The sequence below is a fragment of the Bacillus sp. JJ1562 genome (assembly GCF_036962705.1).
In the GTDB taxonomy this organism is placed as follows: domain Bacteria; phylum Bacillota; class Bacilli; order Bacillales; family Bacillaceae_L; genus Ferdinandcohnia.
This window is the reverse complement of sequence record NZ_JBALOQ010000051.1, coordinates 1-26,957: the sequence shown is the minus strand read 5'-3', so window position 1 is coordinate 26,957 and position 26,957 is coordinate 1. Positions and strand designations below refer to the sequence as shown.

The 26,957-nt window shown below is 37.2% G+C and carries 21 protein-coding genes and 1 riboswitch; of the genes, 17 read left to right on the top strand and 4 right to left on the bottom strand.

Annotation, left to right across the window (positions count from 1 at the left end):
• The first annotated feature begins 23 nt into the window (after positions 1-23).
• From V7097_RS22860 to V7097_RS22830, 7 genes are all read left to right on the top strand, one after another.
• Positions 24-1,985, top strand: coding sequence for a putative thiazole-containing bacteriocin maturation protein (locus V7097_RS22860; protein WP_335705938.1), 1,962 nt, complete (start codon positions 24-26; stop codon positions 1,983-1,985).
• The gene (locus V7097_RS22855) at positions 1,985-3,925 is read left to right on the top strand and encodes a TOMM precursor leader peptide-binding protein (RefSeq protein WP_335705937.1); all 1,941 of its coding nucleotides are present in this window, start codon (positions 1,985-1,987) and stop codon (positions 3,923-3,925) included. Before V7097_RS22860 ends, V7097_RS22855 begins: the two co-directional genes overlap by 1 nt.
• 24 nt (positions 3,926-3,949) lie before the next feature.
• Positions 3,950-5,521, top strand: coding sequence for a SagB family peptide dehydrogenase (locus V7097_RS22850; protein WP_335705936.1), 1,572 nt, complete (start codon positions 3,950-3,952; stop codon positions 5,519-5,521).
• Positions 5,522-6,449: 928 nt separating this feature from the next.
• On the top strand, positions 6,450-7,151 hold the full coding sequence (locus V7097_RS22845; RefSeq protein WP_335705935.1) for an ABC transporter permease: 702 nt from the start codon (positions 6,450-6,452) through the stop codon (positions 7,149-7,151).
• Positions 7,152-7,155: 4 nt separating this feature from the next.
• Positions 7,156-8,139, top strand: coding sequence for an ABC transporter ATP-binding protein (locus V7097_RS22840; protein ID WP_335705934.1), 984 nt, complete (start codon positions 7,156-7,158; stop codon positions 8,137-8,139).
• Between the two features lie 4 nt (positions 8,140-8,143).
• Positions 8,144-8,878, top strand: coding sequence for an ABC transporter permease (locus V7097_RS22835; RefSeq protein WP_335705933.1), 735 nt, complete (start codon positions 8,144-8,146; stop codon positions 8,876-8,878).
• 18 nt (positions 8,879-8,896) lie between these two features.
• Positions 8,897-9,799 (top strand): ABC transporter substrate-binding protein, encoded by a 903-nt coding sequence (locus V7097_RS22830; RefSeq protein WP_335705932.1) that lies wholly within the window; start codon positions 8,897-8,899, stop codon positions 9,797-9,799.
• Positions 9,800-9,995: 196 nt separating this feature from the next.
• On the opposite strand, the gene V7097_RS22825 is transcribed toward V7097_RS22830, so the two are convergent.
• Together V7097_RS22825 and V7097_RS22820 are read right to left on the bottom strand one after the other, a co-directional pair.
• Entirely contained in the window at positions 9,996-11,300 is a 1,305-nt protein-coding gene (locus V7097_RS22825; protein WP_335705931.1) for a sensor histidine kinase, read from the bottom strand.
• Positions 11,290-11,964 carry a response regulator gene (locus tag V7097_RS22820; protein ID WP_335705930.1) on the bottom strand — a complete coding sequence of 225 codons (675 nt, stop codon included), beginning with the start codon at positions 11,962-11,964 and terminating at the stop codon, positions 11,290-11,292. Before V7097_RS22820 ends, V7097_RS22825 begins: the two co-directional genes overlap by 11 nt.
• A gap of 143 nt (positions 11,965-12,107) precedes the next feature.
• On the opposite strand from V7097_RS22820, the gene V7097_RS22815 reads away from it, so the two are divergent.
• From V7097_RS22815 to V7097_RS22770, 10 genes are all read left to right on the top strand, one after another.
• Entirely contained in the window at positions 12,108-14,219 is a 2,112-nt protein-coding gene (locus V7097_RS22815; protein ID WP_335705929.1) for a multicopper oxidase family protein, read from the top strand.
• A gap of 63 nt (positions 14,220-14,282) precedes the next feature.
• Positions 14,283-14,450 carry a hypothetical protein gene (locus V7097_RS22810; RefSeq protein ID WP_335705928.1) on the top strand — a complete coding sequence of 56 codons (168 nt, stop codon included), beginning with the start codon at positions 14,283-14,285 and terminating at the stop codon, positions 14,448-14,450.
• Positions 14,451-14,687: 237 nt separating this feature from the next.
• Positions 14,688-14,789: riboswitch (purine riboswitch) on the top strand.
• A gap of 124 nt (positions 14,790-14,913) precedes the next feature.
• Positions 14,914-16,065, top strand: a complete 1,152-nt coding sequence (locus tag V7097_RS22805) for a BMP family lipoprotein (RefSeq protein ID WP_335705927.1) — start codon at positions 14,914-14,916, stop codon at positions 16,063-16,065.
• A 109-nt stretch (positions 16,066-16,174) separates the two neighbouring features.
• Positions 16,175-17,707: an ABC transporter ATP-binding protein gene (locus tag V7097_RS22800; RefSeq protein ID WP_335705926.1), complete on the top strand. Its 1,533-nt coding sequence runs from the start codon at positions 16,175-16,177 to the stop codon at positions 17,705-17,707.
• Complete coding sequence (locus tag V7097_RS22795; RefSeq protein ID WP_335705925.1) at positions 17,700-18,851, top strand: ABC transporter permease; 1,152 nt, start codon at positions 17,700-17,702, stop codon at positions 18,849-18,851. The genes V7097_RS22800 and V7097_RS22795 overlap by 8 nt, the downstream gene beginning before the upstream one ends.
• Entirely contained in the window at positions 18,851-19,810 is a 960-nt protein-coding gene (locus V7097_RS22790; protein WP_335705924.1) for an ABC transporter permease, read from the top strand. Before V7097_RS22795 ends, V7097_RS22790 begins: the two co-directional genes overlap by 1 nt.
• 308 nt (positions 19,811-20,118) lie before the next feature.
• Positions 20,119-20,286: a hypothetical protein gene (locus tag V7097_RS22785; protein WP_335705923.1), complete on the top strand. Its 168-nt coding sequence runs from the start codon at positions 20,119-20,121 to the stop codon at positions 20,284-20,286.
• A gap of 454 nt (positions 20,287-20,740) precedes the next feature.
• Positions 20,741-21,166, top strand: coding sequence for a hypothetical protein (locus V7097_RS22780; protein WP_335705922.1), 426 nt, complete (start codon positions 20,741-20,743; stop codon positions 21,164-21,166).
• Between the two features lie 121 nt (positions 21,167-21,287).
• A complete protein-coding gene (locus V7097_RS22775; RefSeq protein ID WP_335705921.1) occupies positions 21,288-21,995 on the top strand; it encodes a hypothetical protein in 708 nt (235 codons plus the stop codon).
• A gap of 1,243 nt (positions 21,996-23,238) precedes the next feature.
• Positions 23,239-23,913 carry a metal-dependent hydrolase gene (locus V7097_RS22770; RefSeq protein ID WP_335705920.1) on the top strand — a complete coding sequence of 225 codons (675 nt, stop codon included), beginning with the start codon at positions 23,239-23,241 and terminating at the stop codon, positions 23,911-23,913.
• A gap of 183 nt (positions 23,914-24,096) precedes the next feature.
• Here the strand turns inward: V7097_RS22770 and V7097_RS22765 are convergent, their stop codons facing one another.
• Positions 24,097-26,163: a cation:proton antiporter gene (locus V7097_RS22765; protein ID WP_335705919.1), complete on the bottom strand. Its 2,067-nt coding sequence runs from the start codon at positions 26,161-26,163 to the stop codon at positions 24,097-24,099.
• A 504-nt stretch (positions 26,164-26,667) separates the two neighbouring features.
• Positions 26,668-26,957: hypothetical protein (locus V7097_RS22760; RefSeq protein ID WP_335705918.1), on the bottom strand; the 290-nt coding region annotated here is incomplete at its 5' end.

Here is a 26,957-nt window from a genome sequence, read left to right as displayed (position 1 = left end):
GATTATGAATAAGGAGGGGCTGTATGACAAAACTAGACTCGTCCTCACGTCTGAAGGTCAAAAGGGATACTTTTTTTCTTCCAGATCCACATGGCGGTGTGTATTTTAGAAACAACTTAAGCACCTTACGAATGGAAGGTAATACAATCTATCAGTGGATTGAAAAAATAATTCCCTCGTTCAATGGAGAGCTTACATTGGGAGAATTAACAGTGGGATTAACTGCCCCTTATCGGGACAGGGTGTACGAAATAGGAGAAATGTTGTACACCAACGGTTTTGTACGGGATCTAAGCAAAGAGGCTCCTCATCAATTAAATCGAAACGTTCTTGAAAAGTATGCTACACAAATCGAATTTATAGAGAATTTTATGGAATCTGGTGCGTACCATTTTCAAGAATATCGTCAGGCGAAAGTTCTGGCTGTTGGCTCTGGGCCCTTTATGGTTTCATTGGTTTCCGCGTTAATCGAATCAGGTCTGCCCAAAATAAATGTTATGGTTACAGATTCCATTCCTACCAATTGGCAGAGGCTAAATGAACTGGTGCAAAAGGCCCGTAAGACCGATTCTGAAGTCGAGATAAAGAATGTACCCTTTCATAAAGACGCGGGGAGCAGTTTCTGGAGAGAAGCAATTCAGCCCTATGATTGTATTCTATACGTCTCGCAGGATGGCAATATAAATGAACTAAGGGATGTTAATCTGGTTTGCAAACAAGAAAAGAAGGCATTTATGCCATCCGTCTATTTAGACCAGGTGGGGCTATCTGGTCCATTCGATCAAACGGATACAGATGGATGCTGGGAGTCCGCTTGGCGCAGAATCCATCACTCAGCACTAAAAAAAGATCAACTGCCTCAATCCTTCTCTTCGACAGCGGGATCGATTCTGGCAAATGTTTCAGTATTCGAATTTTTTAAAAGGGCTACAGGGATTGCAGATTCCAATGAGAGTCATCAAATTTACATGCTTGATCTTGAAACCCTCGAAGGAAACTGGCTTTACTTCATCCCACATCCATTGGGTACGTCTACACGTGATACTCTAAGACAGGTGGAAGATTTTGATTTACGCCTTGAACAGGAAACGGACCGAAATGAACAATCGAGTGACCTCTTAGAGTATTTCAGTCGATTAACGTCAGAAGAAATAGGAATTTTCCATACCTGGGAGGAACGAAATTTACCCCAACTTCCACTTGCACAGTGCTATGTACAAGCCGTTAACCCCCTTCCAGAGGGACCCGCAGAGCTACTTCCTGAAGTTGTCTGTGCGGGACTAACACATGAGGAAGCAAAAAAAGAGGCCGGGCTGACGGGCATTGAAATGTATGTTTCACAAATGATAAATTTGCACGATGTGGGTTACAAACATCAGAAGAATAAGGTAGGTTCAAACATACCTAAGGAATTTATAGGCATCGGTGCTGGAGAAACAATCGCTGAGTCTGTTTGTAGAGGCCTTCAAGTATATTTAGGTGAAGAATTGAAAAAGAGAAAGGTCGATCAGCAGAGTACGGTTTATGGTATTAAGTTGGGAGCCATAGAAGATAAGAGATGCAGATTTTATTTTAATGCCCTGACTACCTTAAATGGTGCTCCAACAATTGGTTTCAAAGAGGATGTACTAGGCTTTCCTGTGGCATGTGTAAGGTCGAATGGCCGTTTGTACAAAAGTGCAGGTTTAAATACAACATTGGCATTACGTAATGCATTGGAACAAGCGCTTTTGGAATCTCAAAACCAAGTGAATTCTACAGTAAAGCAAGAGATGGAGTCAGAGGTTTTTCTAGAAAAAAACGAAAGCAAACTTGATATCCCATCTTGTGATGAAATTACGTCTCGGGAGCTATTACAATCGTCTATTCATGTATTAAACCGGAACTGCATGCGGTTAGTAATCTATGACTTTGCCTTTGAGCCTTTTTTAAAGCAAGAGCTGGCAGGGGTGTTTGGAGTTCAGGTTCAAGAGGGGGGATCCTAATGGCTGCTTATATACTTATAGATGGTGAGGGTCTATTAGCGGAATATGTCTATGATCAATTGTCCCCAAACTATATTGTTAGGCGCCAAAGCATTCTTGAAGAGGTTCCCGAAAATACAGAATTAGTTCTTGTTCTGCACGATACCTGGAAACCACACGTTCATCAAAAAGCTGAAGAGAGGTTAAGGGCCCTAGGTATTCCATGGCTTCGAGGTTTCGTTTCGTTTGGTGAGGGAATCATTGGTCCATTTGTACGACCTGATGTACCGGGATGTTCTCAATGTGCTGACATACGACTTATGTTAGCTGGACCTGATCGCCAAGAAATGTTGGGTCTTCGGATGAAAATGGCAGCAAGAGAAGGTTTACTCCGTGATGCATGGGTATCACGAACCGGACTATCGCAAATGGCGATCTTGATTAGTAACGAAGTGATGAAGATTCTTCAAGGAGAACAAAGCTGCTTAGGAGAACGGGTGTTCATTACAAATCTGAAAATGTTAACGATCTCCAGCCACTTTTTCTTGCCAGATTCGTTGTGCCCTATATGCAGTCTAATACCTAAAGACACATCTGAATTGGCTTACATTAAGTTAGAACCTAGCCCTAAATTGAATCCTGCTGGTTACCGATGCCGTTCGATGGATGAATTAAAAAACGTGCTAGTCAAAGATTATCTGGATTATCGTACTGGTATCATGAATGGGAAAATGCAGGATTTTAGGCTGCCGTTCGCTGACGTTTTAGTGAACATGCCGTTGTTTGTTGGGGACGAGGGAGTAGCAGGTAGATCTAATTCTTATGAAATGAGTGAGCTAACTGCTATTTTAGAGGGTTTGGAGAGATATTGCGGAATCGAACCTCGAGGCAAAAGGAAGGTAATTCGTGATAGCTATCACAATTTGGCGGATAAAGCATTAAATCCTGCAAGGGTAGGTTTGCATGAGGAGGAACAGTATGCAAAGCCACAATTTCCATTTAAACCATTTCATCCTGATCAACCAATGAATTGGGTCTGGGGATATTCATTTTTACAAGAACGCCCTATTCTGGTTCCGGAGTTACTGGCCTATTACAGTTTGGGATATGGAGAAGGATTTGTTTATGAGACTTCCAACGGCTGTGCATTAGGAGGGAGTTTAGAGGAGGCCATTTTCCATGCCATTATGGAGGTCGTTGAGCGAGACTCATTCTTATTAACCTGGTATGCACAACTCCCACTTCCCCGCCTTGACCTTAGTTCTGCGAACGATAAAGAATTGCAGTTGATGGTTAGCCGGATTCGTGAAGTCACTGGGTATGACCTGCTTTTTTACAATGCGACAATGGAACATGAGATTCCGTGCGTTTGGGCAGTGGCAAAAAACAGAAAATCCAAGGGTGCAAACCTCATTTGTGCAGCAGGAGCTAATCCTGATCCTGTAAAGGCAGTAAAAAGTGCGATTTACGAGCTTGCAGGAATGATGATTAGGCATGACGAAATCTTAGACAAAAATCGACAGAAATATGAAGAAATGTTACAGAATCCGTTTGCTGTACGTACCATGGAGGACCATGGCATGCTTTACGGGCTGAAAGAAGCAGAGGAGAATTTAAGTTTTTTATTGGATAAAAATCGTCCTTTACGTACATTTGATGAGGAATTTAAATGTCCGTTGGTGAATGCTGATTTGAAGGATGATGTTGAGGATATTCTAAATAAGTTTCGAAGGTTAGACCTGGAAGTCATTGTGGTTGACCAAACATCACCTATAACCAAAAGGAACAGCTTATTTTGTGTAAAGGTATTGATTCCTGGAATGTTGCCAATGACATTTGGACATCACCTTACACGTATAAGAGGTCTTGACCGGGTACTCAACGTACCTGTGAAACTCGGGTTTAAAAAGCAACCGTTAACATATGAACAGTTAAATCCATATCCCCATCCATTTCCATAACTGCAAGAGTAGGAGGGTTTCAGGTTGGAACTAGATACATTCCTATACAATCTGCATTTTGACACTGATAAACTTCTTGCGTCGGATTGGCAACCGGATTGGGAAGACGCACCACTTCCCTATAAACTGTACCGTGGCTTACCAGAGATTCCACTTACCGCAAATGTACCGTTAATCTTCAAAGGGAGAGAAGTTAATTCAACACCAAGCCTAGAGGAGTTTGGTCATTACTTATGGTATGTTTATGGTCTTACTCGATACTCTCAAGTTCCTTTCATTGAGGGCACCGAGGAAAAACCTACTGTAAGCTACGCCCAGTTGTTTCGCAGATTTGTTCCCTCTGGTGGAGCGTTGTATCCCAATGAATTATATGTGTACTTAAAGTTGGAGGATGTACCAGAGGGAGTTTACCACTACGATGTTGCACACCATCGCCTTTTATTGCTACGAGAAGGCAACTACGATTCCTATTTATCCAGAAGTCTTGGAAATCGTTATAATCTTTCAGATTGTTTTTGCATTGTTTTTGTATCGACGGTTTTTTGGAAAAATTTTTACAAATACAATAATTTCTCTTACAGGTTACAAGGGTTAGATGCAGGCGTGCTAATTGGGCAATCGTTGGAAGTGGCGGATAGGATGGGGTTCTCAACACGGGTATGTTACCAATTTCTAGATCGTTCGATCAATCATTTGCTTGGGCTATCTGAACAGGATGAAAGTGTAAATGCTGTGATCCCATTATCTATTTATAATGTTGACCAATTTCAAATAGATAAAAATATTTCTGCAACGGAATTGTCAAGGGAAGTTCCGTTGCTCAAGCATGTAACATATAACCGTTCAAAGAGAGTCATTGATTACCCAGTACTGAAAAAGATCAATGAAGCCTCGATGTTGGAAGCAACACATTCATTTGTGAACATAAAAAAAGATGATCCTCTTAAAAATGCATTAGGTACAGAGTTAATCATACTGCCATTTACGGAGGCAATGTCATACGATTTAGCATCCGTCTGCAGAGAGAGGCATTCTCCTGATATTGATTTTATGATAGGGAAAGTCAGTCAAACAACAGTATCCACTTTGTTAAATGAGACTTTATCATTTTCATATCAAAAAGACCTTGACAATACCCAGGGGAATCATGATACAGGATTAAATTTGTATGGCACTTTTTATAACGTGGAAGGTGTTAAAGATGGTGCTTACGCCTATGACAAAGGTGCACATGCACTTCGGAGAATATCTAAGGGGGATTTCCGCGAGTATATGCAAAATTGTTTAACAACGCCTATTGTAAATCTGTTTCAAGTTCCACTCTGTCTGCATGTTGTTGGAGACAAGGACCACTACAAAAAGGAACTGGGCTATAGAGGATACAGAATTCAACAGATGGAAGCAGGTATACTCGTGCAAAGGCTGCTCTTGACAGCATGTGCCCTAGAGTTGGGGGGACACCCACTATTAGGATTCGACTCGAACCAAAGTGATGAACTTTACGGAGTCAATTCGATAGGAAAAACAAGCCTTATCCAAATCCCTGTCGGTCCATATCATCCTCGCGTCTGGTTAAAAGGAAGTTTGAATAGCTAAGATTGACAGGAGAAATGAGCATTTTGGAATTAAATCAAGTGAATTTGAAGACTTTAAGGATTGGACTGGTGAAAATAAGGAGATTATCCATTTCCTAGTTCAATTAGGAGCGACTTTTTTAATGTTTTGTTGAATAATAAAGCGTAATAATTGTAAACATTAGATTTTAAAAAGTATATGAAGGTGAACGTAGCTACATCCATAATGAATTTGATTTCTACAATCAATACACCAGTCATGTAGAGTGTGTGAACAACTGTTTCAGAATATCTGCTTGAAATTGCTAACATTTTGCTAACGCAATCTGATGAAAAACGGTAAATTCTCGTTAAAGATGTTACACCTCAGATTTCTTAAAAAACTGATATCCCGTACTTTTCATACTCATCGTTAACGATATTACACACTCTCATCTTACGGGCGGCATGATGTAATAAGCCGCTTCACCACTTAAAATATAAGGGTATGTATGTAAGTTGAAAGTGAAATGCTAACAATTTGTTAGCATCGAGGTTTTTAATAGTGGCTTCTCATGAGTTGGGCAAACTTGTGGGAAGTTTTTTTTATTTCTTGTGTAACGGTATTCTGAACAACTTAAGATATATCATTTATCATTTTCTCCATTCTTTTCAATACTACTATCAAAATAGATCCACTTCACCTGATTCATACGGCACATTCACTATTGCCGATAAATTTCTCTCAATTTCGACAGTATTCCTCGATTATCCGTCATATTATACCCAAATCATTCTTAAATTCAACATTACCTTCCAAATACCCCGCTTTGTACAGTTTTGATTGTACAAACCGTTTTTGCTAATTTTTTGGAAAACTGATAGAGTAATAGAGTGATGAAGTGGTTGACCGCTTTAAGAGTAGACAAAAAGTATGCTCAACATTTCACTTTTTACTGAAAAAATGTGAAATGTTGAGCATAAAAATTACTGCACTGGAGGTGTTAACTATTATCGATTTTTTCCAATATTTTAGTAATAACTATATTCAAGTTTTGGAATATACTGTGGAGCATGTCCAATTAGTGGGACTGGCTATTATTTTTTCTATACTTATTGGTGTTCCATTAGGAATTTATTTAACGACAAATGAGTACTTAGCTGAAACCGTGTTACAGATCTTTTCTATTATAATGACTATTCCAAGTATCGCTTTGTTCGGTGTTATGATTCCTATTTTATCCACCATCGGACAGGGAATTGGATTTCTCCCCGCATTTATTGCTTTAGTTTTATACTCTCAATTGCCGATTATCCGGAACACATATACAGGTATTAAAGAAGTGGATCCGAACATTAGGGATGCAGCAAAAGGGATTGGAATGACAACATTTCAGCGATTAATCAAGGTGGAAATCCCGAATGCAATGCCACTTATTATGGCTGGAGTTCGTACAGCAACCGTTCTGAATATTGGAATTGGTGCGATTGCAGCATACATTGGAGCTGGTGGGTTAGGTTCGTTAATCAACCAAGGAATTTCAAGATCGAATACAACCATGGTTCTTGTTGGTGCTGTTGTTGTATCCATATTGGCTATTCTCGTTGACCTGCTATTAAAATACTTAGAAAAAAGATTTACTCCTAAAGGAATAAAACTAGAAGTTAGGTGATTAGGTGATAGAATTTAAAAATGTTTCAAAGATATATAGCGACAATAAGAAAGCCATTGATGACGTGAATTTCAATGTGAAGGAAGGGGAGCTTGTTGTCTTACTCGGTCCTTCTGGTTGTGGAAAAACTACCCTATTACGTATGGTAAATCAACTAGAATCCATCTCAGAAGGGGATATTATTTTAAATAACAAAAGTGTAAAAGATTCCAACAAGATTGAGATGCGCCGTAAGATTGGCTACGTTATTCAAAGTAATGGCCTGTTTCCTAATATGACAATCGAGAAAAATGTCATGATTGTTCCCGATTTACTAGGATGGGATAGGAAAAAGCAGCATGATCGCTTTAATTATTTAATGGATCTTATCGGATTGCATCCAGACGAGTATCGCAACCGCTACCCACACGAATTATCAGGTGGACAACAACAGCGTGTCGGGGTTGCTCGTGCACTTGCAGCAGATCCGCCAGTTATGTTGATGGATGAGCCTTTCGGAGCATTAGATCCCATTATTCGTACAAAGATTCAAGATGAGTTTTTACAGATTCAAAAGGAAATTAACAAGACGATTTTATTTGTTAGTCATGATATCGATGAAGCAGTAAAAATGGGAGATAAAATTGCGTTGATTCGTAATGGGCAATTGCAGCAATACGATGCCCCATTTGAAATTCTACACCATCCTGCCAATGAGTTTGTTTCTGAATTCATTGGACAAGATCGTGTTTTAAAAAGTACAGGCCTATATTCTGTGAAAGACCTTACTGACAGTCTTTCTTTGGTTGACTTTGAAAAGACAGATAGTGCACAAATGGTTCAAGAGGATACTTCTCTACGTATAATCATTTCAAAACTTTTGAATCAAGAGGCAGAGCAATTAGCTGTAGAGGATCATAAGGGGAAAATAAAAGGGATTCTAACCCTCGACTTAGTAGAAAAGTTCCTTTATAAGCAAATAAAAGAAACTCCAAAGAGGGTGGAGTGATATCATGAATGCAAAGAAACGAATCGCTTGGATTGTAAAAATTCTGTTCTGGCTAATTATCCTCGCCTTTTTCACATGGACCATCATGAATGATATGTTCCGCCCTATTTTCGAGGATTTCGGGAAATTCTCACATTTACTTGGTCAACATATAATCATTGTGGTTATATCGGGATTCCTAGCTATTATGATATCGATTCCACTTGGTATTTTTGTAACAAGGGAAAGGTTCCAAAAGTTTGAGTTTTGGATTGTGAATATCGCGAATCTTGGCCACACCATTCCGAGTTTGGCTGTATTGGCTCTTGCGATGGGATTCCTAGGCATTGGGATGAAAGCAGCGATTGTGGCTCTATTAATCTATTCCCTACTGCCGATTCTGCAAAACACCATCGCAGGTATTCGGTCTGTTGATAAGAATTTCATTGATGCCGCTCGTGGGATGGGGTTAACTCCATTTCAAATTTTAATAAAAATTGAACTTCCGAATGCAGCAGCATCCATTATTGCCGGAATTCGTACAGCCATTATTATTAATATTGGAACAGCAGCACTTGCCTACCTGATTGGTGGTGGCGGGCTTGGTGCATGGATTTTTACTGGAATCAGATTATTTGATAATGCTTTCTTAATTTCCGGAGCAGTTCCAGTGACATTGCTTGCTATTTTAGTAGATTACTTTTTCAAAATCATGCGGCAAGTCCTTGTACCAGAAGGATTACGACTAGCGAAGAAATAAATTTTTGGAGGAGAAAAAATGAATAAGTTAAAATTACTCATTACGATATTGATTGCAGGACTTATATTAGCAGCCTGTAGTGGCGGCAGTGATAAACAAATTACAATTGGAGCTAAGAGCTTTACAGAGCAATACTTATTTGCGAAAATGACGAAGTATGTATTGGAAGAAGAAGGATATGACGTGAAAGAAGTCGCTGACCTTGGCAGTACTGCTTTACGACAAGCCTTGGAAAACAAACAAGTAGACCTTAGCTGGGATTACGTTGGTACCGGTCTTGTCACTTACTTAGGTGAAGAACCAATAACAGATCCACAAGAAGCATATGAAAAGGTAAATAATATTGACCAAGCTGAAAATGACATTATCTGGACTAATCTTAATGGTGTAGATAACACGTATACTCTTATAATGCGCCGAGCTGACGCAGAGGAATTAGGTATTAAATCTATTAGTGATCTTGCTGCATACATCAACAAAAATCCAGGCGAGCTTTCGATGGCTTCTGATGCTGAATTTAGTAACCGCAAAGACGGTCTACCTGGTGTTGAGGAATTGTATGGATTTGAGTTCCAAAAAGGGAATATCATCGATATGGAAACAGGACTTTACTATAACGCATTACGGGACGGTGAAGTGGATGTATCTGTAGGCTTTGCAACTGATGGCCGGATTGAAGCATTTGACTTTATCAACTTAGAGGATGACAAAGGCTTCTTCCCTTCCTATAACGCAGCAGTAGTCATGACAACTGAAACGTACGAAAATTATCCAGAATTAGAAGAAATTCTTGCACCTCTATCCGAATCACTAGATAGCGAAACCATGAGAAAATTAAACTATGAAGTCGACATCGAAGATAGAAGCGTCGACGAAGTAGCCAAAGAGTATTTAACGGAAAACGGATTAATCGAGAGCTAAAGGTGCCCGTCATTTCCCGGATTTTATCGAATCCGCACGATCTCTTACGGGCGGCATGATGTAATAACGCCTGCGCCTTGTTATATCAAGGCTTCAAGGGGTATCAAAAACATCGTGACCTCATATGAAATAGAATTTTTATCCTTCCTCATTTTGCATAAAGTGAGGAAGGATTTTTTGAATTGAAATATCTACTTTAAGGATTTGGTAAATAAATCATAAATGTAGTGCCTTTACCTACTTGACTTTCCACTTCAATTCTTCCTTTATGCAATTCTATATAAGCCTTAACTATTGATAGTCCAATTCCGGTCCCGCCTGTTTCACGGCTGCGCGATTTATCCCCTCTATAGAAACGCTCAAATATGAGCTGAATATCTTCACAAGCTAGTCCAATCCCATTATCCGTAACAGTAATAACGGTTTCATTTTGATTGTTATTTGTTTCTATAATAATTTTTGTGGTTGTTTTACCATGTATTAGTGCGTTTGTTACAAGGTTATAAAGCGATTGTATGATTTTATCCTTATCTGCCCAGATTATTTGTACGTTGTTCTTTTTAAAAGTGATTTCAGCGTTATATTTATTTAATAAGAATTGTGTCTTTTCCACAAGTTGATCAAAAACTTCATTCACATCTACTTTTTGTTTCGTTATTTCTACTTGGCGAGCATCGATTTTTGATAAATATAATAAATCATTGATAATGGCTGTTAATCTTTGAATCTCATTGAATATGGAATCATATTTTTCATTTGTTATTGTTTTTTGTTGGATATGCAATAATTCAATTTCCCCCTGAATGACCATTAGGGGAGTTTTTAATTCGTGAGCAACATCTGTAACGAGTGATTTTCGGGATATCTCTGCATTTTTAATGTTTTGTTTCATGCTTTCCAATGCATCACCTATCTTATTAAACTCATCATTACGTTTCATTTGAAAATTAATAGTGGAGTCACCCATTTCGTAATTCTTTATATTTTCCGTAATGATATTAATAGGTTTGGTAAGTGTTCTGGAAAGTAACAAAATTAGGATGAATACAAAAAACAATCCTATAATAGCAGCTAATGCAATGATTCCGTACATATATTGGCCCCAAGTATTTTTCACTATGTATATCTGTTGTTGGGTTGGAGTCATCACGAATAGCCTACCAATTCTTTGAGAACCATCTTTAAGAGAAGTTGGGAATGCTGTATTTATAACCGTTTGTTCGACTAAATCTTCGGATTTCCACAAAACATTGTGATTGCGATCAATGAGGACAAACGGCATATCCGTCGGAAATTCCTCTTTCTGAATACCTTCCCAAGAATTGTTTCGCTTAAAATAATCCTCCATGAAATTTTCCACTTTTTCAATCTCTTCTTTATTGGCAAAATAAGAGATGTCCCGACTGATAAAAAACAAAATTTGAATCAAGAAAATGAACAGAATTACCATTAAAAGAACCACACTTGTCATGGAAAGAATGAGCTTCGTTCTAATGTTCATCGTTCACACCAAAGCGATAACCGAACCCGTACACGGTCTGAATATAACCATTTACCTTTTTTCTTAATTTACTAATATGGGCATCGACGGTCCTCACATCGATAATGTCTTCGTCATGAAAGACATGCTGTAATATTTGTTCACGGCTAAATACTTGGTTTGGAGAAGCCGATAGAAATTCCAATATTTTATACTCGGTAGGAGTAAACATAATTTCTTTTCCGTCTAGCCGTACCCGATGAGAAACAGGGGATATTTCCAGTGTTCCGAATTTCCGTATCGTAGTTGACGTAGTTTCCGGAGGGGCCATTCGTCGTAACAGAGATTGTATTCTTGCTGCCATTTCCCGTAAGCTAAAAGGTTTGACCATATAGTCATCAGCACCCACCCCTAAACCAATAATCTTGTCAGTTTCTTCAGCTTTTGCGGTAATCATGATAATTCCAAACAAACCCATTTCCCGTAATTTCCGACAAACCTCAATTCCACTTAACTCAGGAAGCATCCAATCCAGAAGGACAATATCAGGTTTCATCTGAACTGCTAATTGAAGTGCTTTCAAACCATCCTTAGCAACTTCCACTTCATAACCTTCCCCCTTTAAAAATTCGTCTATAATCATCGCAAGTTTTGTTTCGTCCTCCACTACTAATACCTTTTTCATATCCCTTCACCCTCCTTTTTATTCCATTATACCGATTGAAACAGGAATATATCTACCATCAAAAAACCTTTAATGTTTCATCACAGGAATGCAACATTTGCTCCCTATAATGAAGATAACAAAAGCAAGAAAGGGGAAAGGTCATGTTTGAAATTGTTTTCGGTGCAAGTTATATACTTCCATTGGTAATGTTTATTTTTTGGTGTATTGCAAGTGTGATGGCAACCAATCTCTCTTATGTGAAAAGCAATAAACATCTTCTATATAGAAAAAATGTATTAATCGGTGCGTGCCTCATTGCACTTATACTAGGGTTTCTCTGGTATGCAAGCATATTAATGATGTTTCTGCAAAATGGTTGGTTATTTGTTGAAGGAACTATTAAAGCAATTTTTCCAACCTCTTTAATTGGGAACATAGCTGTGATTGTTTACACTTTACCTCGATTAAAATGGAGAAAGGAATCGAATGATCGTATTCCAGATAATCAAACACTTGTAAATGCAACCAATCCCTTTATGGTCGTACCTATTTATGCCGCAATGGTATCAACAGGGATAATCGTTTATCTTAATATATTTTCTCAGCCAATTCAGCCTAGTTTTTTTGAAATTGCGGGGCCATCTGTGTGCTTAATTTTGATCCTTATTGTCCCAACTTTTATTTCGATTCGCAAAAATAAAGTAGCTTTGCAAGGCCAACTAACATTCAAGTCTTTGGGCATAAGGTTCCTAAAATTTCTAAAAACCATGGTGGTTATTGGATTCATAGGTATTCTCATTATAGTAGTCAATGTTTTTATTGGGATAAGTACAACGAAGTTGCCAGAATCCTCGGATATGATGAATCATCATCTGATTGATGAAGGTGGCGGAGCACCTACCATGCATTCAAATAATATGGCTCACGGAGATCACCACCAACATCATTCAAAAATGGTAGAAGTAAAGGATTTAACAGGTGATATATCCGCACCCGCAGATAAAAATTTTGTGTTAGTAGCAGAACAAAAGGAAATTTCACTTCAGTCAGGGAAAAAAGTGAAAGCATGGTTATATAACGGAACAATCGCACCACAACTTCGTGTAAAAGAAGGAGAAATGATAGAAATTAAATTGGAAAACAAAGACATTGAGAGTGGCATTACGATTCATTGGCACGGTTACAATGTGCCAAATGCAATGGATGGTGTTCCTGGTATGACGCAAGATGTTGTTAAACCTGGAGAGTCGTTCACATATAAGTTTCACGCAAACCAAGTAGGCACATACTGGTTTCATTCTCATCAGCAAGCATCCGAACAAGTAAAAAAAGGCCTTTTTGGATCCCTAATCGTTGAAACAAAAGGCGAAACGGAGCCTGTAGATGAAGATATTACGGTAATCAATCATAGATGGGAAACTGATCTGGATAAGACAATGTCCTTTGGTTTGTTTGATGATAGTCAACTAAAGCAAGTACAACCGGGTGATAAAGTAAGATTACGAATTATTAATACAGATAATTTATCGAGAAAATACTTGTTACAAGGAGTTGATTATAAAATATTCAGCATTGATGGTGTTCCAATAATGAACCCAGGCCAAATTTTTGATAAAAACGCTTTTAAAGTTGCGGCAGGTGGAAGATATGATGTCATATTTACAATGCCAGAAAACCCTGTTCAATTTAAAATAGGAAATTTTAGTGATAAACATTCTCCTAGCATTATTTTTAATGAAAATTCTAACATGGAAGATGTAGAATTCAAAGAGGAATCAGACATATTTAGTCCAGAAAATTATGGGGACGTATTGGAAAATAATTTAACAGAAACAAAACAATTTGATCGGGAATTCAAAATGATATTCTCAAATGAAATGGGCTTTTATAATGGCAAACCCAACTTTTTATGGACGATTAATGGCGAGGTATTCCCTCACACACCAACGTTCATTGTAAAGGAAGGAGAAAAAATCAAAACAACGTTTGTAAATAGAAGCTTTACAGAACATCCAATGCACCTCCATGGTCATCACATGACAGTATTAAGGAAAAATGGTGAAAAGGTAAAAACCCCTTGGATAACGGATACTCTAAATGTACGACCAGGTGAATCTTATGATGTGGCTTTTGTTGCAGATAATCCAGGCATGTGGATGGATCATTGTCACAATCTTCCCCATGCATCTGTTGGGATGATGCTACATCTAATGTATGATCAAGTCACTCCATCTTATGAAATGGGAACAAGATCAGGAAATTTACCGGATTAAGAGATGAAACCGAAAAATATTAGCTTTTACTCCGAAATCAATAAAGGAAGGATGATTAGAAAAGTGAGGACAATTACAGTTATTATCATCGGCCTTATTGTTGGTATTTTTATGGGGATGATATTAATTCCGGATAAAGGCCCTGGACTGGAGTTAGGAAGAGTTTTTGTAGTAATAATAACTGTTGTAGCATGGCTCATATATAAATATCGGTACATTAAGGAGAAGTAACTTAAAAAGTATCGTGACTCCATTAAAGGATGCGATTTTGAACAACTTATGTTACCTCCTTATATATTACTATGTTGAAGAACACTAGTATTATATAAGGTCTTCTCCTTTTTCTTCGAAAAATAATATTACTATTTTTATATAACAATACACTCAATTTCCGAACGTTGATTATAATCCATAAAAAAATATACGTATTTTATTGACAGTTAAAATTTATGATGTTACTATGAGTGAGTGAAAATTAAATATTATTCTCGTATAATATTGGGGATATGGCCCTAAAGTTTCTACCAAGCTACCGTAAATAGCTTGACTACGAGGTTGTGTATATAAATATGGAGATAAACGTATGTTTTATTTCTATTATTTACCTTCCTAAAAGTCAAGCACCGGTATAACTCGGTGCTTTTTAATTTTTACAAAAACAATACAACATGACTTACAGAGGAGGATCATTTCGATGAAAAAAAATACAAAGAAAATCGTAATGATATTATTTATTGCATTAATAACTGCTGTAATGGCAGCATGCGGAAGTGACTCAGCTAATGGAAATGAAGCTAAGTCTGAAAAAGGTGAAGAAGGATTAAAAATTGCTATTGTAACAAGCCCTTCAGGCGTGGATGATGGCAGCTTTAATGAAGATAACTATAACGGAATTTTAAGCTTTATTGATAAACACCCAACAGCAACAGTAAAAGCTGTTAAAGAAGAAACTGGTGACCCAGCCGCAGCTGTACAAGCTGTTGCTGATATTGTGGCAGATTATGATGTGATTGTAACACCTGGGTTTCAATTTGCTGGTGTTTCAAGTATTGCTGTAGAAAATCCTGATAAAATATTTATTTTAAATGACTCTGAGCCTACACCTGTAGGTGACCAAACAGATTTCGATAATATATATGCAATGAATTTCGCTGAACAAGAAAGTGGCTTCTTTGCAGGAATGGCTGCAGCCCTTGAAACAAAATCAAATAAAGTAGCGGTTGTAAATGGTATAGCTTATCCGTCAAATGTAAATTATCAATTTGGCTTTGAATCAGGTGTAAACTATGCAAATAAGGTTTTTGGAAAGAATGTAGAAATGGTTGAATTATCAGGTTATGCAGGGACTGATGTTACAGGTGCTGATGTTGGTGGTAACTATGCAGGATCTTTTGCAGATGAAGCAACTGGTAAAGTGATCGGAAATGCGTTAATTAAACAAGGTGTAGATATCATCTTTGTTGCCGCAGGTGGTACTGGTAATGGTGTATTCACAGCAGTTAAGGAAGCTGAAGGCGACGTAAAAGTAATTGGCGTGGACGTTGACCAATATGATGACGGTGTAAATGGTTCTGAAAACATCGTATTAACATCTGGGGTGAAATTCATGGCTATGAATATCGAAAAGACATTAAATTCTGTTGTTGATGGAACTTTTGAAGGTGGAAATGTAGTTCTTTATGCAGATTCAGATTCAACTGGCTTTATAAAAGAAGAAGGTCGTCATCAATTATCAGATGATGCACTTAGCAAATTGAATGAAGCATACGAATTAGTTAAAGATGGTACAATTGTACCCGCATCTAATTTTAATGAGCATACTCCAGAAGAGTTTCCAGGGCTATAACATTAAATAGAGCACAATAACGAAATGAATCATAGAAGTTTATCATTCCTCAATTTAGGGAAGGATGAACTTCTTTTATTTCCTATTAGTGTGATAAAGGAGAAGTAAGATGTCTGATTATATTGTAGAAATGAAACATATAACCAAACGATTTCCTGGAATAGTAGCGAATGATGATGTATCCATTGGTATTAAAAAAGGAGAAATTTTTGCTTTACTTGGAGAAAACGGTGCAGGTAAATCAACATTGATGAGTATTTTGGGTGGTATGTACGAACCAGATGAAGGAGAAATCTTTATTCGTGGAGATAAAGTACAAATTAGCTCACCTAACCATGCAGCAAAGCTTAACATAGGAATGGTCCATCAGCATTTTAAGTTGGTCTCTGATTATACGATTACCGAGAATATTATCTTAGGGGTCGAGCCAATCAAAAAAGTAGCAGGTCTCTTTCCATACGTAGATATTCGAAATGCCAATCGTAAAATTGAAGAACTGTCTAAAAAGTTTGGCTTAGAAGTCGATCCTACGAAAAGAATAGTCGATCTTACTGTTTCCATGCAGCAACGGGTAGAAATTTTAAAGGTGCTTTATCGTGAAGCAGAAATCCTTATTTTTGATGAACCAACTGCAGTCTTAACCCCGCAAGAAATTGATTTCTTGCTCGATATTATCGAGGGCTTACGAACCGCTGGAAAAACGATCATATTAATTACGCATAAGCTTGAAGAAATTAAGAAAGTGGCCGATCGATGCGCTGTATTGAACAAAGGTAGATTAATTGATGTGTTGGATGTAAAGTCAACCCCGGTTAATCTTATGGCTCAATTAATGGTAGGTAGAGAGGTAAGCTTTGAATCTGAAAAAGTACCTGCTCAGTTTAAAGAGGAAGTATTGAAGGTTGAACATCTAACCATTAAAAATGAATATGGATTTGAAGTAGTTAAAGATGTTTCCTTTACCATACACGGTGGCGAAATATTTGCTATTGCTGGTGTCGCAGATAATGGACAAGTTGAAATTGCGGATGCTATTGCTGGATTAACAAAGGTTAGTGGCGGGAAAATAATCCTCGAGGGTAAGGACATTACGAATGAAACGATAAGAAACAGAACAGAAACAGGAATCTCTTATATACCTGAAGATAGACAAAGCTTTGGACTCGTTTTGGATTTTGATTTATCAACTAATCTAGCATTAAAGCAGTACTATAAGGAGCCATTTGCTAGTAAGGGAATCTTAAAAACAGAGGAATTTGAGCAATTTGGAAGTCAGTTGATTGATAAATTTGATATTAGAAGTGGACAAGGCAATAAGACGCAAGTTCGTTCGATGAGTGGTGGTAATCAGCAAAAAGCAATTATTGCTCGCGAAATCGAATTACAGTCGCCACTTATGATTTTCGTTCAGCCAACACGAGGAGTAGATATTGGTGCGATTGAAAACATTCATAAAATGATCATTCAACAACGAGATCAAGGAAAAGCGATCTTACTAGTTTCATTGGAGTTAGATGAAATTATGAATGTAGCAGATACCATAGGAGTTATATATAATGGCCAACTTCAAAAGATTGCTAGTAGTGAAGCATTAACGACGAATAAAGTTGGCGAATATATGATGGGGGCAAAGCATGAGTAAAGATAAAAAGAAAAACATCTTAAGATATAGTCTTATTCGACCAATAAGTAATGAGAAATGGCAACCTATCTCCATTCCATTAGTCTCCATACTCATAAGTTTTATCGCTGCGGCTATTGTTATACTTTTGATTGGCAAAAATCCATTACAAGCATTTTACAACTTACTTCAAGGGGCAGGGATTATGCCTAAGCCATCTTATGCTGGCTATAAGAGCATGTTAACTGATTTTTTGAGTTTACTAAACGCCATGACACCACTTGTGTTTGCCAGTTTAGCAGTTGCTGTTGCTTTTAGAGCGGGTCTATTTAATATTGGGGTTTCCGGACAAATGCTTGTCTCTGGTTTCTTAGCGACGATTATCGTTGGTTACAGTGGTTTAGATGCCATCATTGCTAAGCCGCTTGTGTTAGTAATCGGAATTGTCGCTGGAGGATTAATGGGAGGATTAGTAGGGTGGCTAAAATATAAATTTAACATTAATGAAGTAGTAACTACGATCATGTTAAATTATATTGCTCAATATGTCATAAGCTTTTTTATACAAATGTATTATGTTGATCCAATTTCAAGACAATCCAAATATATTGCAGAAGAAGCCAGATTGACATTAGTAAATGTCGATATAGCCAATCTTAAAATGGATATTCCATTGGGCTTTATTTTGGCCATTATTGCTGCTATTTTAATAAAGTTTTTCATGGACAAAACTGTAGTTGGTTTTGAAATTAAAGCAGTAGGTTCCAACCGCAATGCAGCAAAATATGCGGGGATTAATGTCGGAAGAAATACAGTTTTAGCCATGGCGATTTCAGGAGGTTTGGCTGGTTTAGCAGGTGTCACTTATTATTTAGGTTATTTTGCTTCCATCCAACCAAAAGTATTATCAAGTATCGGTTTTGATTCCATTGCTGTTTCCCTTTTAGGGAACTCTCATCCAATTGGTATTATTTTTTCATCATTTCTAGTATCGATTATAGATCAGGGAAGCACATATATGAGTTCACAGGCTGGAATCCGACAAGAAATCTCTTCGGTTATCATCGGGTTAATCCTATTGTTCAGTGCATGTGGTGCATACATGAAATATAAAGTAAGCCGTTTGAAGGAAAAAGAAGTGGAACGAAAGGAGATTGAATCATAATGGATACAATAATTATTGATGGATTATCCTTTGCTCTGCCTCTTTTTATTATCGCAATAGGCGGTATATATAGTGAAAAGAGTGGTATTACCAATTTAGCACTTGAAGGCTTTCAAGGATTTGGAGCCTTCATCGGAGCGCTGTCAGCTGTTTTAATCGCAAATGCAACTGGTACAGATATTCAAAATCTATTTTACGTGGCATTATTATTTGCGATGATTGGCGGGATGGCTTTTTCCATTATTCATGCTGTATTAAGCATTAAGTTTAAGGCAGATCAAGTAATCAGTGGTGTTGTAATAAATATTTTGGCCTTAGCGCTAACAACTTTCTTAACAACCCAAATAAATGCACTTGTATTTGGATCGGCTTCGGACAAATTTCGATTAGGTGTATCAGAGCGGTTTACGATTGAAGGTTTAGCCAATATACCAGTGCTTGGTGCGGTCTTTACGAATATGTATACGTTCGAAGTGATTATCATCGTGATTGCCATTTTTGCTTGGTATCTATTATATAAAACAAAATTTGGTATGCGTCTAAGAGCGAGCGGGGATAATCCTCATTCGGTTGATGCAGCCGGTGTAAATGTATCGAAAATAAGGTTTTCCGCAGTTCTCATATCGGGTCTATTATCAGGTCTAGGTGGCATGTGTTTTGCCTATTCTATTTCAGCTAACTTTTCTTCAAATATTTATATGGGATATGGTTTCTTAGCTATTGCTGCACTGATATTTGGTAACTGGCGGATTCTGCCTACTTTAGCAACTTGTCTATTATTTGGTTTTGCAAAATCTGGGGGATCGTTTTTTGCTCAGTCAATGGCATTACCAAGTAGTTTTACCGATTTATTCATGATTTTACCTTATGTATTAACGTTATTGTTACTAATCTTTTTCTCTAAATCAAATCGCGCTCCAAGAGCACTAGGTGAAATTTATGACAAAGGGAAGAGATAGAAAAATTTGCAGAGCACGTCCCATCTATAAAAATGTTAGCATTTTGCTAACACCATACGAACGATATGATGTAATACCAGCCCTCTCTTAAGAAATAGTGAAAGCTGTTTTTCACCATAATGTGATCTAATCATGTAAATGATTTTTTTCAAAAGTATAAACTACTTCCTAATTCCATGGAGGTAGTCTTTTTTATCTTTTAAAAACTTGTTTTTCAAGATTTTTTGGGCGATTCATACTATAAATTTATATAATAAGAGAAATATAAACATCTTCTTCAGGAAGAGGAAATAAATAAATGGTATGAAATGATACGCATTTTGCAACAATCACCCATGCCAATCGATGAACTAAGGATATTTATGCTTGACTACAGCATCTACCATATTATTCTTGATTATTACGAAATACAAACTATCACTTCAAAGGAAGAGCTAAAACAAGTGATAGAAGAACAAATTAAACATTTATTTTAAAAAGGGAAACCTCTTTTTTTCATATTCGGTTCGTGAAACCCGGATAGAAAAAGAGAATTAACAACAAATAGGTGGCGTCTGTTAACCAGTCACCTGAAATGATGCCTGTCATTTTAGTTGTACAAGGAGTGGCTTCCCTTGCTCCTGTCTTTGAAGACTTAACTTACACACACGTTTGCCAATATTTATTAGATGCTAAGAGCGGGGGTTTAAGCAGGTATAATCTATCAAACTCTTAAGAATAAGGGAAATTATAAATTACATGGTCCGATGTGGATTTCATTTATAAAAGTCAATTTGTAAAACATTGATGTGAAACAAGATTGATCGAAGAGTGACAGTAAATCGTGCCCATGATAAATGACTCTTGTCCCATTATGCAGCTTATTATAATGTAAAAATGACTGCGGTTTCTTGTGATGGTTGAAAATTTTTTTAGGAACGGTGAAGAAAAATGCTATATATGTGGCATATTGAGAAGATAATTAATGATACGTTATTAGAACTCAAACTAAAAATAAATGTTGAATCCAGCGATAAACTCACTGTACCGATGAGTTATAATGTATCAACAAATACGATAAAGTTTAACTACTTACAAATTAACGGATATAATTCTAAAATAAATTTTAAAGTTAAAGAAACAGATGATAACTTTGTAAAGCTTATTCTTTTTCGTCAGCTTGGTTATTATATAGAATTTAGAAAAAACACACGAGTTTTAAAGACTCTCATTTATGGTGAGGAAAAAGAAAAGGAACTGCTTTTAGCAGAAATCGAAGAAAATGCTTGGGAATATGGGAGAACACTGGTACCTGAAAATCTATTAAATGCATATGATCAAGTACGTGAATTGGATAAATTTTTGTTAAGAGATTGAAAATATCAAAGGAATCTTTATGAATGGGGCAGATGGGCTCTTTTTTATTTCGTATCGCCGGGCGATATGAAACTTGCAAATAAATCTAAAAACCTTCATATTAAAAGAAGGGAGGTGCGATATGAGACGTGATATACAACCTAATGAACGAGCTTTCACTACTAAGGAAGTGGCAGAAAAAGTGGGAATTGCAACACCCACTGTCCGAAAGTATGGCCAAATCTTAGAGCAGAATGGATATAATTTTTTAAAAGATGGCGATCGGCGTATTTTTGTTCAATCTGACATCGAAGTACTTATAGCGTTACGCGATACAGAAAAGTCTCTAGACGATACAGCTAAAGACCTTGTGGAACAACAAAAAGAAAGATTAGAAGAATCCAATGAAACAAAGATTACGATAACCAATACATATGAAAATTTACCACAAGATCCTAATCAATTAAAAGAGATATTCATGTTTTTAGCTAATGAACTCGCAGCCACACGTGAAATGAATGTCCAACTGACAAACGATATGGTAGAGCTTAAAACAAAGGTATCCCGACTTCAGCAAGATCATCATTTTATAAGTTCTACTATTGGAAATTCAGCGCAAAAAACGAATGCTAGAATTGAAAAATTAACTGAGCAACAAAAGAACCATTACGAAACATTGCTGCAACAAGAAAAACAAAAATCTGAGCTTTTACAAAAAGAAATACAAAATTTGCGGGACGAACAGAAAAAAGAATGGAATTCACAAAATGATTTCAATAAACGTTTAGAAGAAGCGATACATAAACCTAAAGAAAAATGGGGAGGAATTTTATCGATATTCCGAAAATAAATGTACCTGTTTGGATTTTTTATGCAAAATTAAGATTTATGAAGGTATTTGTAACAAATTTTAATCGACACAACTTGAAGAAAATAAACAAAAATGATTGATAAAATGGGAGTTAAGGTGCTTAAGAATCATAATAAAAATATGAGTCATCTTTAATAGAGTAATCTAGAAGGGGTTGAACGACTCTTTTTTTGTTTTATATCGCTGGGCGATACACCTTGGATTCCAGAACCTTTATCTTTAAGGAAGTCTGATATGCGACATGAAATACATATGATGAATGTCCATTCTCTTCTTAGTAAAGGGAATGCAGCACCCACAATTTCAAAAGTATGGTCTTTTTTAAATAGTGAAAAGGCCATGAGTTATTAGAGAGGGCGATCCGCGTATCTATTTTGAATCCGACAGCGGAGCCTTANNAGCGGAGCCTTATATCGTTACGCGATACGAACAAGATCCTAGATGATACAGCCAAAGATCTTGTTATCAATAAAAAGAAAGATTAGAATGAACCAATGAACGCACAGCCACGTGTGAAGCGTGACCCAGCTAATAAGCGAAATGTTCCAGTCTAAAATAAAGGTTAACCGGTTCCAGTAGCTCTTTAATAGTGTTCAACGAGAAAGGGGCTGGTCACTATTTTTTAATTCGTATCGCTGGGCGATATGCCTTGGATTCCAGAACCTTTATCTTTAAGGGAAGCCTGAGATGCAACAGGATATACATATGATGAAAGACCACACTCTTCCTAGGAAGTGGTATTGCAGCATCTACAAATTCAAAAGTTTATGAGTGAAACGGCCATGAGTTTTTTTAAAAAAGCAATCCGTGTATCTTGTCTTATCCGACAGCGGAGCCTTATATCGTTGCGCGATACGGACAAGTTCCTAAGGAATATAGCTAAGATCTTGTGAACAAAAAGAGAGATTAGAATGAACAATGAAACAGAGATTGCGACACCAGATACATTAAAAAATATACCCATCGCCCCCAATAAATATCACTATTTTTCAAATTTCAACAAATTCCCGGGAAATATTCACAAATTATGAGCTGATATCGACAAATAAATTAGAATGAAATATGGAGATTTAAGGTTAGTAGGAGGATATAGAATTAAGACTTATGATTGTCTTAATGTCATATAAAGTTTTTTCTAGTTTAATGGAACCTAACCGTAAAGTTGAACAGTTTTTGATAACCCCTGGTAGAATAAGAGAATTAACAACAACGAGGTGGCAACATGAAAGGTCGAACTCATTTAGCAGTGGGGTTAGGAATAGGAGTGGTGGCGACTGTTAGCCAAACACTTGAAACGATGCCTATCTTTTTAGTTGCATCAGGTGTGGCATCCCTTGCTCCTGATTTAGATGGAAATAATCTGTTAAATAGACGTGTAACGAAGACAGCTAAACTAATCAAAAAAGGTGGAGTTTTTGTAGGTGGGATATTAATGGTCCTGTCATTGGTTACATTCTTTTTAGATTTAAATTTCTTGTCTTTCATTGATGGAAAATGGTTTAATCAACAAAATATACTTCTACTTTTTGGGTGGGGAGCCGTTATTTTAGGACTTTCCCTGAAGAGCCAGGAAACTCTGAAAAATATACTAATGAGCATCTTCAGTTTATTCCTTCTATATTATGCAGGTGCGAATGAATTGTGGTGGCTGGTTATGTTTGCCTTATACATAGGGGTGGCTGGGTGGTTTGCACACCGAGGACCAACGCATACGATTTGGGCATTGCTCTATTGGTGGTATATGTCACATCTGTTAGAAGTTAGTACAAAGATTGACGGTTTGGCTCTTATTTCCACGATAGCTTACCTTTCGCATATAGTAGGGGATATGCTAACGAAAAAAGGGGTTAAATTTCTATATCCACTTACAAATAAAGTATTCCGAATCCGTAATTAAGGTCAAAAACCGGGACAGGAGGGTAGGTTATTTTCTAGGCATGAATACATAAAAAAATAAACCCTCGCCACAAACGTTGATGTGGCAAGGGTTTTTATTTGATCCAAACATACTTTAATCTAAATCTATAGCTGCTTTAGCCTCCTACAATACCTTAGACCCGTTCAGTACATAAAATCATCATTAGTCCTCATAATCACTTTTAAAAAGTAATCCTTTCGGGATTTCAGTCCCACGTGAGCCGCGAATGTCTGTTTCCTTCATTTCAGTTGGGTAGAACACGATGAAGTTCCCTACATTCATTGCAGCTAGTTTTTTCGGTATCGTTTCTAATTCTGGATGCCATGCCACGGTACCTCTTCTAGCGCTTAATAAAATCACAAGATCGGTTGATTTAACATCATTCAAAGCATGTTCATAAAGGGAATTCCAGGCATCAATGGATTGGAACTCGATATTAATATTAGGATGTACACGTTCGGAAACTTTTTTATAAGTTTCTATGTCATCTCGAATGACAAGGCCTTTAATTGTTGCACTGAGTTGTGAAGCTATACCCTTAATAATTGAAATTGAGTCTTCAAAGCCCGGTTTATATACGACATTATTTGGCAGAATAAAAGTCACCCGATCCATCGTATTCAACGGTTGCCTTATTTTTGTTATGAGTGAGCGCTGATAGGTATGTTCAAGGAAATTATCGATAACTTTCCCGAAGACCTTTTGGTTTCCCTCACCAGCTGCACCATCCCACCCCACGATAATAGTGGTGATTCGTTCTTCAATAGCAGCACGTTCGATCCCCCAGCCAATATTATGATCCACCCGCGTCAATAGCTTAACAGGAATATCTGCCCCTGATACATACATGAGAGAGCGTCCAAGCATTCTTTCAGCCTGTGCCACTTCATTGTTTGCCTGTTTTAAATCCTTTTGGACGATTGTTAATGGGTAAAGCGGTTCATCTGACTTCATCGCAATTCTTATCACAAACCCTAAATCGAGCAGAGATTCCATTGTATTTGGGTTCGCCATCGGGATTAATATACGTTCAGGTAGTGCATCGTCTATTACCACTTTATCTTGTGCAACGGCCAGTTTTCTGCCATATTTTTCACATAAGTATGGACCCAGAATACAGGTAACTAAAATAATAATAATGACGGCATTTATGATTTGCTGGTCAAATAATCCAAATTGATACCCAACCATTGTTATGGCTAATGTTGCTGCAGCATGTGTAGTGGAAAGACCAAACATTACCTTGTTTTCCGCATTGGAATACCCATATACTTTACTCGTAATCCAACTGGCAAGTAGTTTACTGCCAACTGCTACAATGGTGATTACTAGGATTATTAATAATGAATCAGGGCTAGATATAAGTACACGAAGATCCATTAACATACCGACAGATAACAAGAAAAACGGAATAAATAATGCATTTGCTGTAAAACGGATTCTATTCATTAATGGGCCGTGATCATAAATGTACCGGTTTAAAGCTAGACCGGCCAAGAATGCCCCGATAATTGGTTCTAATCCTACAAACAGTGATAATGCCCCTGCAACGAATAAAATGGCCAGAACAAAGTTAAATTCGATCGTTCCTTCATTATTAGAGCGCCTAAAGAACCACTTTGTCAGGTAAGGTGTACAAATTAGAACGACTACAGCAAATAGGGTTGTAGCAATAATCAAGTATCCTAAAAATCCAATTGTTAAACCGCCATCCGATGCCCCTATTATTACAGCAAGAACAAGCAATGCCAAGCTATCCGTTATTAATGTACCGCCAACTGCTGTTGTGACAGCTTTGTTTTTCGCAACACCAAGTCGGCTAATGGCAGGGTACCCTAAAAGTGTATGTGTAGAGAAAATGGCACCAAATAAAATGGCTGACAGCATACTGAGATCGAGCCATAGTCCTACTATTATTCCAAGGATTAATGGGATTAAAAAGGATAGGATGCCAAATAAAACACTTCGATTTCGGTGTTTTTTGAAACCATCAAGGTCCAACTCAAGCCCTGCAATAAACATAATAAACAATAATCCGACTGTTCCAAGCAATTCAATTGTGGAATCACGTGCTAATAATTCGAGCCCGTTTGGTCCGACGATAATTCCTGCTATAATGGGACCAATAATTGCAGGAACTCTCAGTTTACCCATCAGTAATGGGAATAACAAAAAAATTAAAACAGCAAAACCAAATATGAGAACGGGTTCTTGTAGAGGAAAGTGCATAGATATCCAACCTCACTTTCTATTAGATAACCTTTAGGATGAGTTTTTTTGGACTAGTAATAATATGAAAATTCTTGTCTCAAAAGCTATTTTAATCACTTCTCCTTTTAGGTGAAAAAATAAAGTCTAGAGATAAAATAGCTCTGTAAAAGATTGGTTGAAGCGATACTTATTTAAAAAATTACATATTCGCACTTTATGCACTCATCAATAAAGATATTACACACTTTCAACTTACGGGCAACATGATATAGGTCCAAGAAACTATACCGCCACAGGGAAATTGTAAGTGTTGCTTAACTCAGTAAGCCAACTATGCGAAATAAAATGTAGGATTCGATATACTAGAAATATAAGTAATTCTAATGTTTCTTAGACTGAAGTCTGCCAGTAAAAAATAAACGCCTATCCCCATTTTTAAATTCAGGGAACAGGCTGTCTAAGTGTTTTTATTTGTTGCTCAAAACCTTCCAAACATCTTAATTACATTCCGGTTAAGGCAAACTATCTCGCACAAATTACATAACCACAAAGGGTATACTGTTGATTACCTGTACCTTCTGCGCGAAAAATCCATTGATTAGGATGAGTACCTACAGGTTCCATCCGAGTTATTCTCGGAGATCCGGCACCAGTTAAACTAAAACCAGCCGATAATGCAATATTACCATCAGGACAAGTAATAGTTAGGGTTTGGGAACCACTACCGGTTACACAATTTGATACTATTTCAAAACTTGTTAAGCCAGGTCCCGTCTCTCCTTGAGGCCCGGTTTCGCCTTGAGGTCCTTGAG

Coding starts and splice junctions, on each gene's coding strand:
- V7097_RS22860 (WP_335705938.1), top strand. CDS start 24: ATGACAAAACTAGACTCGTCCTCACGTCTGAAGGTCAAAAGGGATACT.
- V7097_RS22855 (WP_335705937.1), top strand. CDS start 1,985: ATGGCTGCTTATATACTTATAGATGGTGAGGGTCTATTAGCGGAATAT.
- V7097_RS22845 (WP_335705935.1), top strand. CDS start 6,450: ATGTTGAGCATAAAAATTACTGCACTGGAGGTGTTAACTATTATCGAT.
- V7097_RS22835 (WP_335705933.1), top strand. CDS start 8,144: ATGAATGCAAAGAAACGAATCGCTTGGATTGTAAAAATTCTGTTCTGG.
- V7097_RS22830 (WP_335705932.1), top strand. CDS start 8,897: ATGAATAAGTTAAAATTACTCATTACGATATTGATTGCAGGACTTATA.
- V7097_RS22825 (WP_335705931.1), bottom strand. CDS start 11,300: ATGAACATTAGAACGAAGCTCATTCTTTCCATGACAAGTGTGGTTCTT.
- V7097_RS22820 (WP_335705930.1), bottom strand. CDS start 11,964: ATGAAAAAGGTATTAGTAGTGGAGGACGAAACAAAACTTGCGATGATT.
- V7097_RS22815 (WP_335705929.1), top strand. CDS start 12,108: ATGTTTGAAATTGTTTTCGGTGCAAGTTATATACTTCCATTGGTAATG.
- V7097_RS22805 (WP_335705927.1), top strand. CDS start 14,914: ATGAAAAAAAATACAAAGAAAATCGTAATGATATTATTTATTGCATTA.
- V7097_RS22800 (WP_335705926.1), top strand. CDS start 16,175: ATGTCTGATTATATTGTAGAAATGAAACATATAACCAAACGATTTCCT.
- V7097_RS22795 (WP_335705925.1), top strand. CDS start 17,700: ATGAGTAAAGATAAAAAGAAAAACATCTTAAGATATAGTCTTATTCGA.
- V7097_RS22790 (WP_335705924.1), top strand. CDS start 18,851: ATGGATACAATAATTATTGATGGATTATCCTTTGCTCTGCCTCTTTTT.
- V7097_RS22785 (WP_335705923.1), top strand. CDS start 20,119: ATGATACGCATTTTGCAACAATCACCCATGCCAATCGATGAACTAAGG.
- V7097_RS22780 (WP_335705922.1), top strand. CDS start 20,741: ATGCTATATATGTGGCATATTGAGAAGATAATTAATGATACGTTATTA.
- V7097_RS22775 (WP_335705921.1), top strand. CDS start 21,288: ATGAGACGTGATATACAACCTAATGAACGAGCTTTCACTACTAAGGAA.
- V7097_RS22770 (WP_335705920.1), top strand. CDS start 23,239: ATGAAAGGTCGAACTCATTTAGCAGTGGGGTTAGGAATAGGAGTGGTG.
- V7097_RS22765 (WP_335705919.1), bottom strand. CDS start 26,163: ATGCACTTTCCTCTACAAGAACCCGTTCTCATATTTGGTTTTGCTGTT.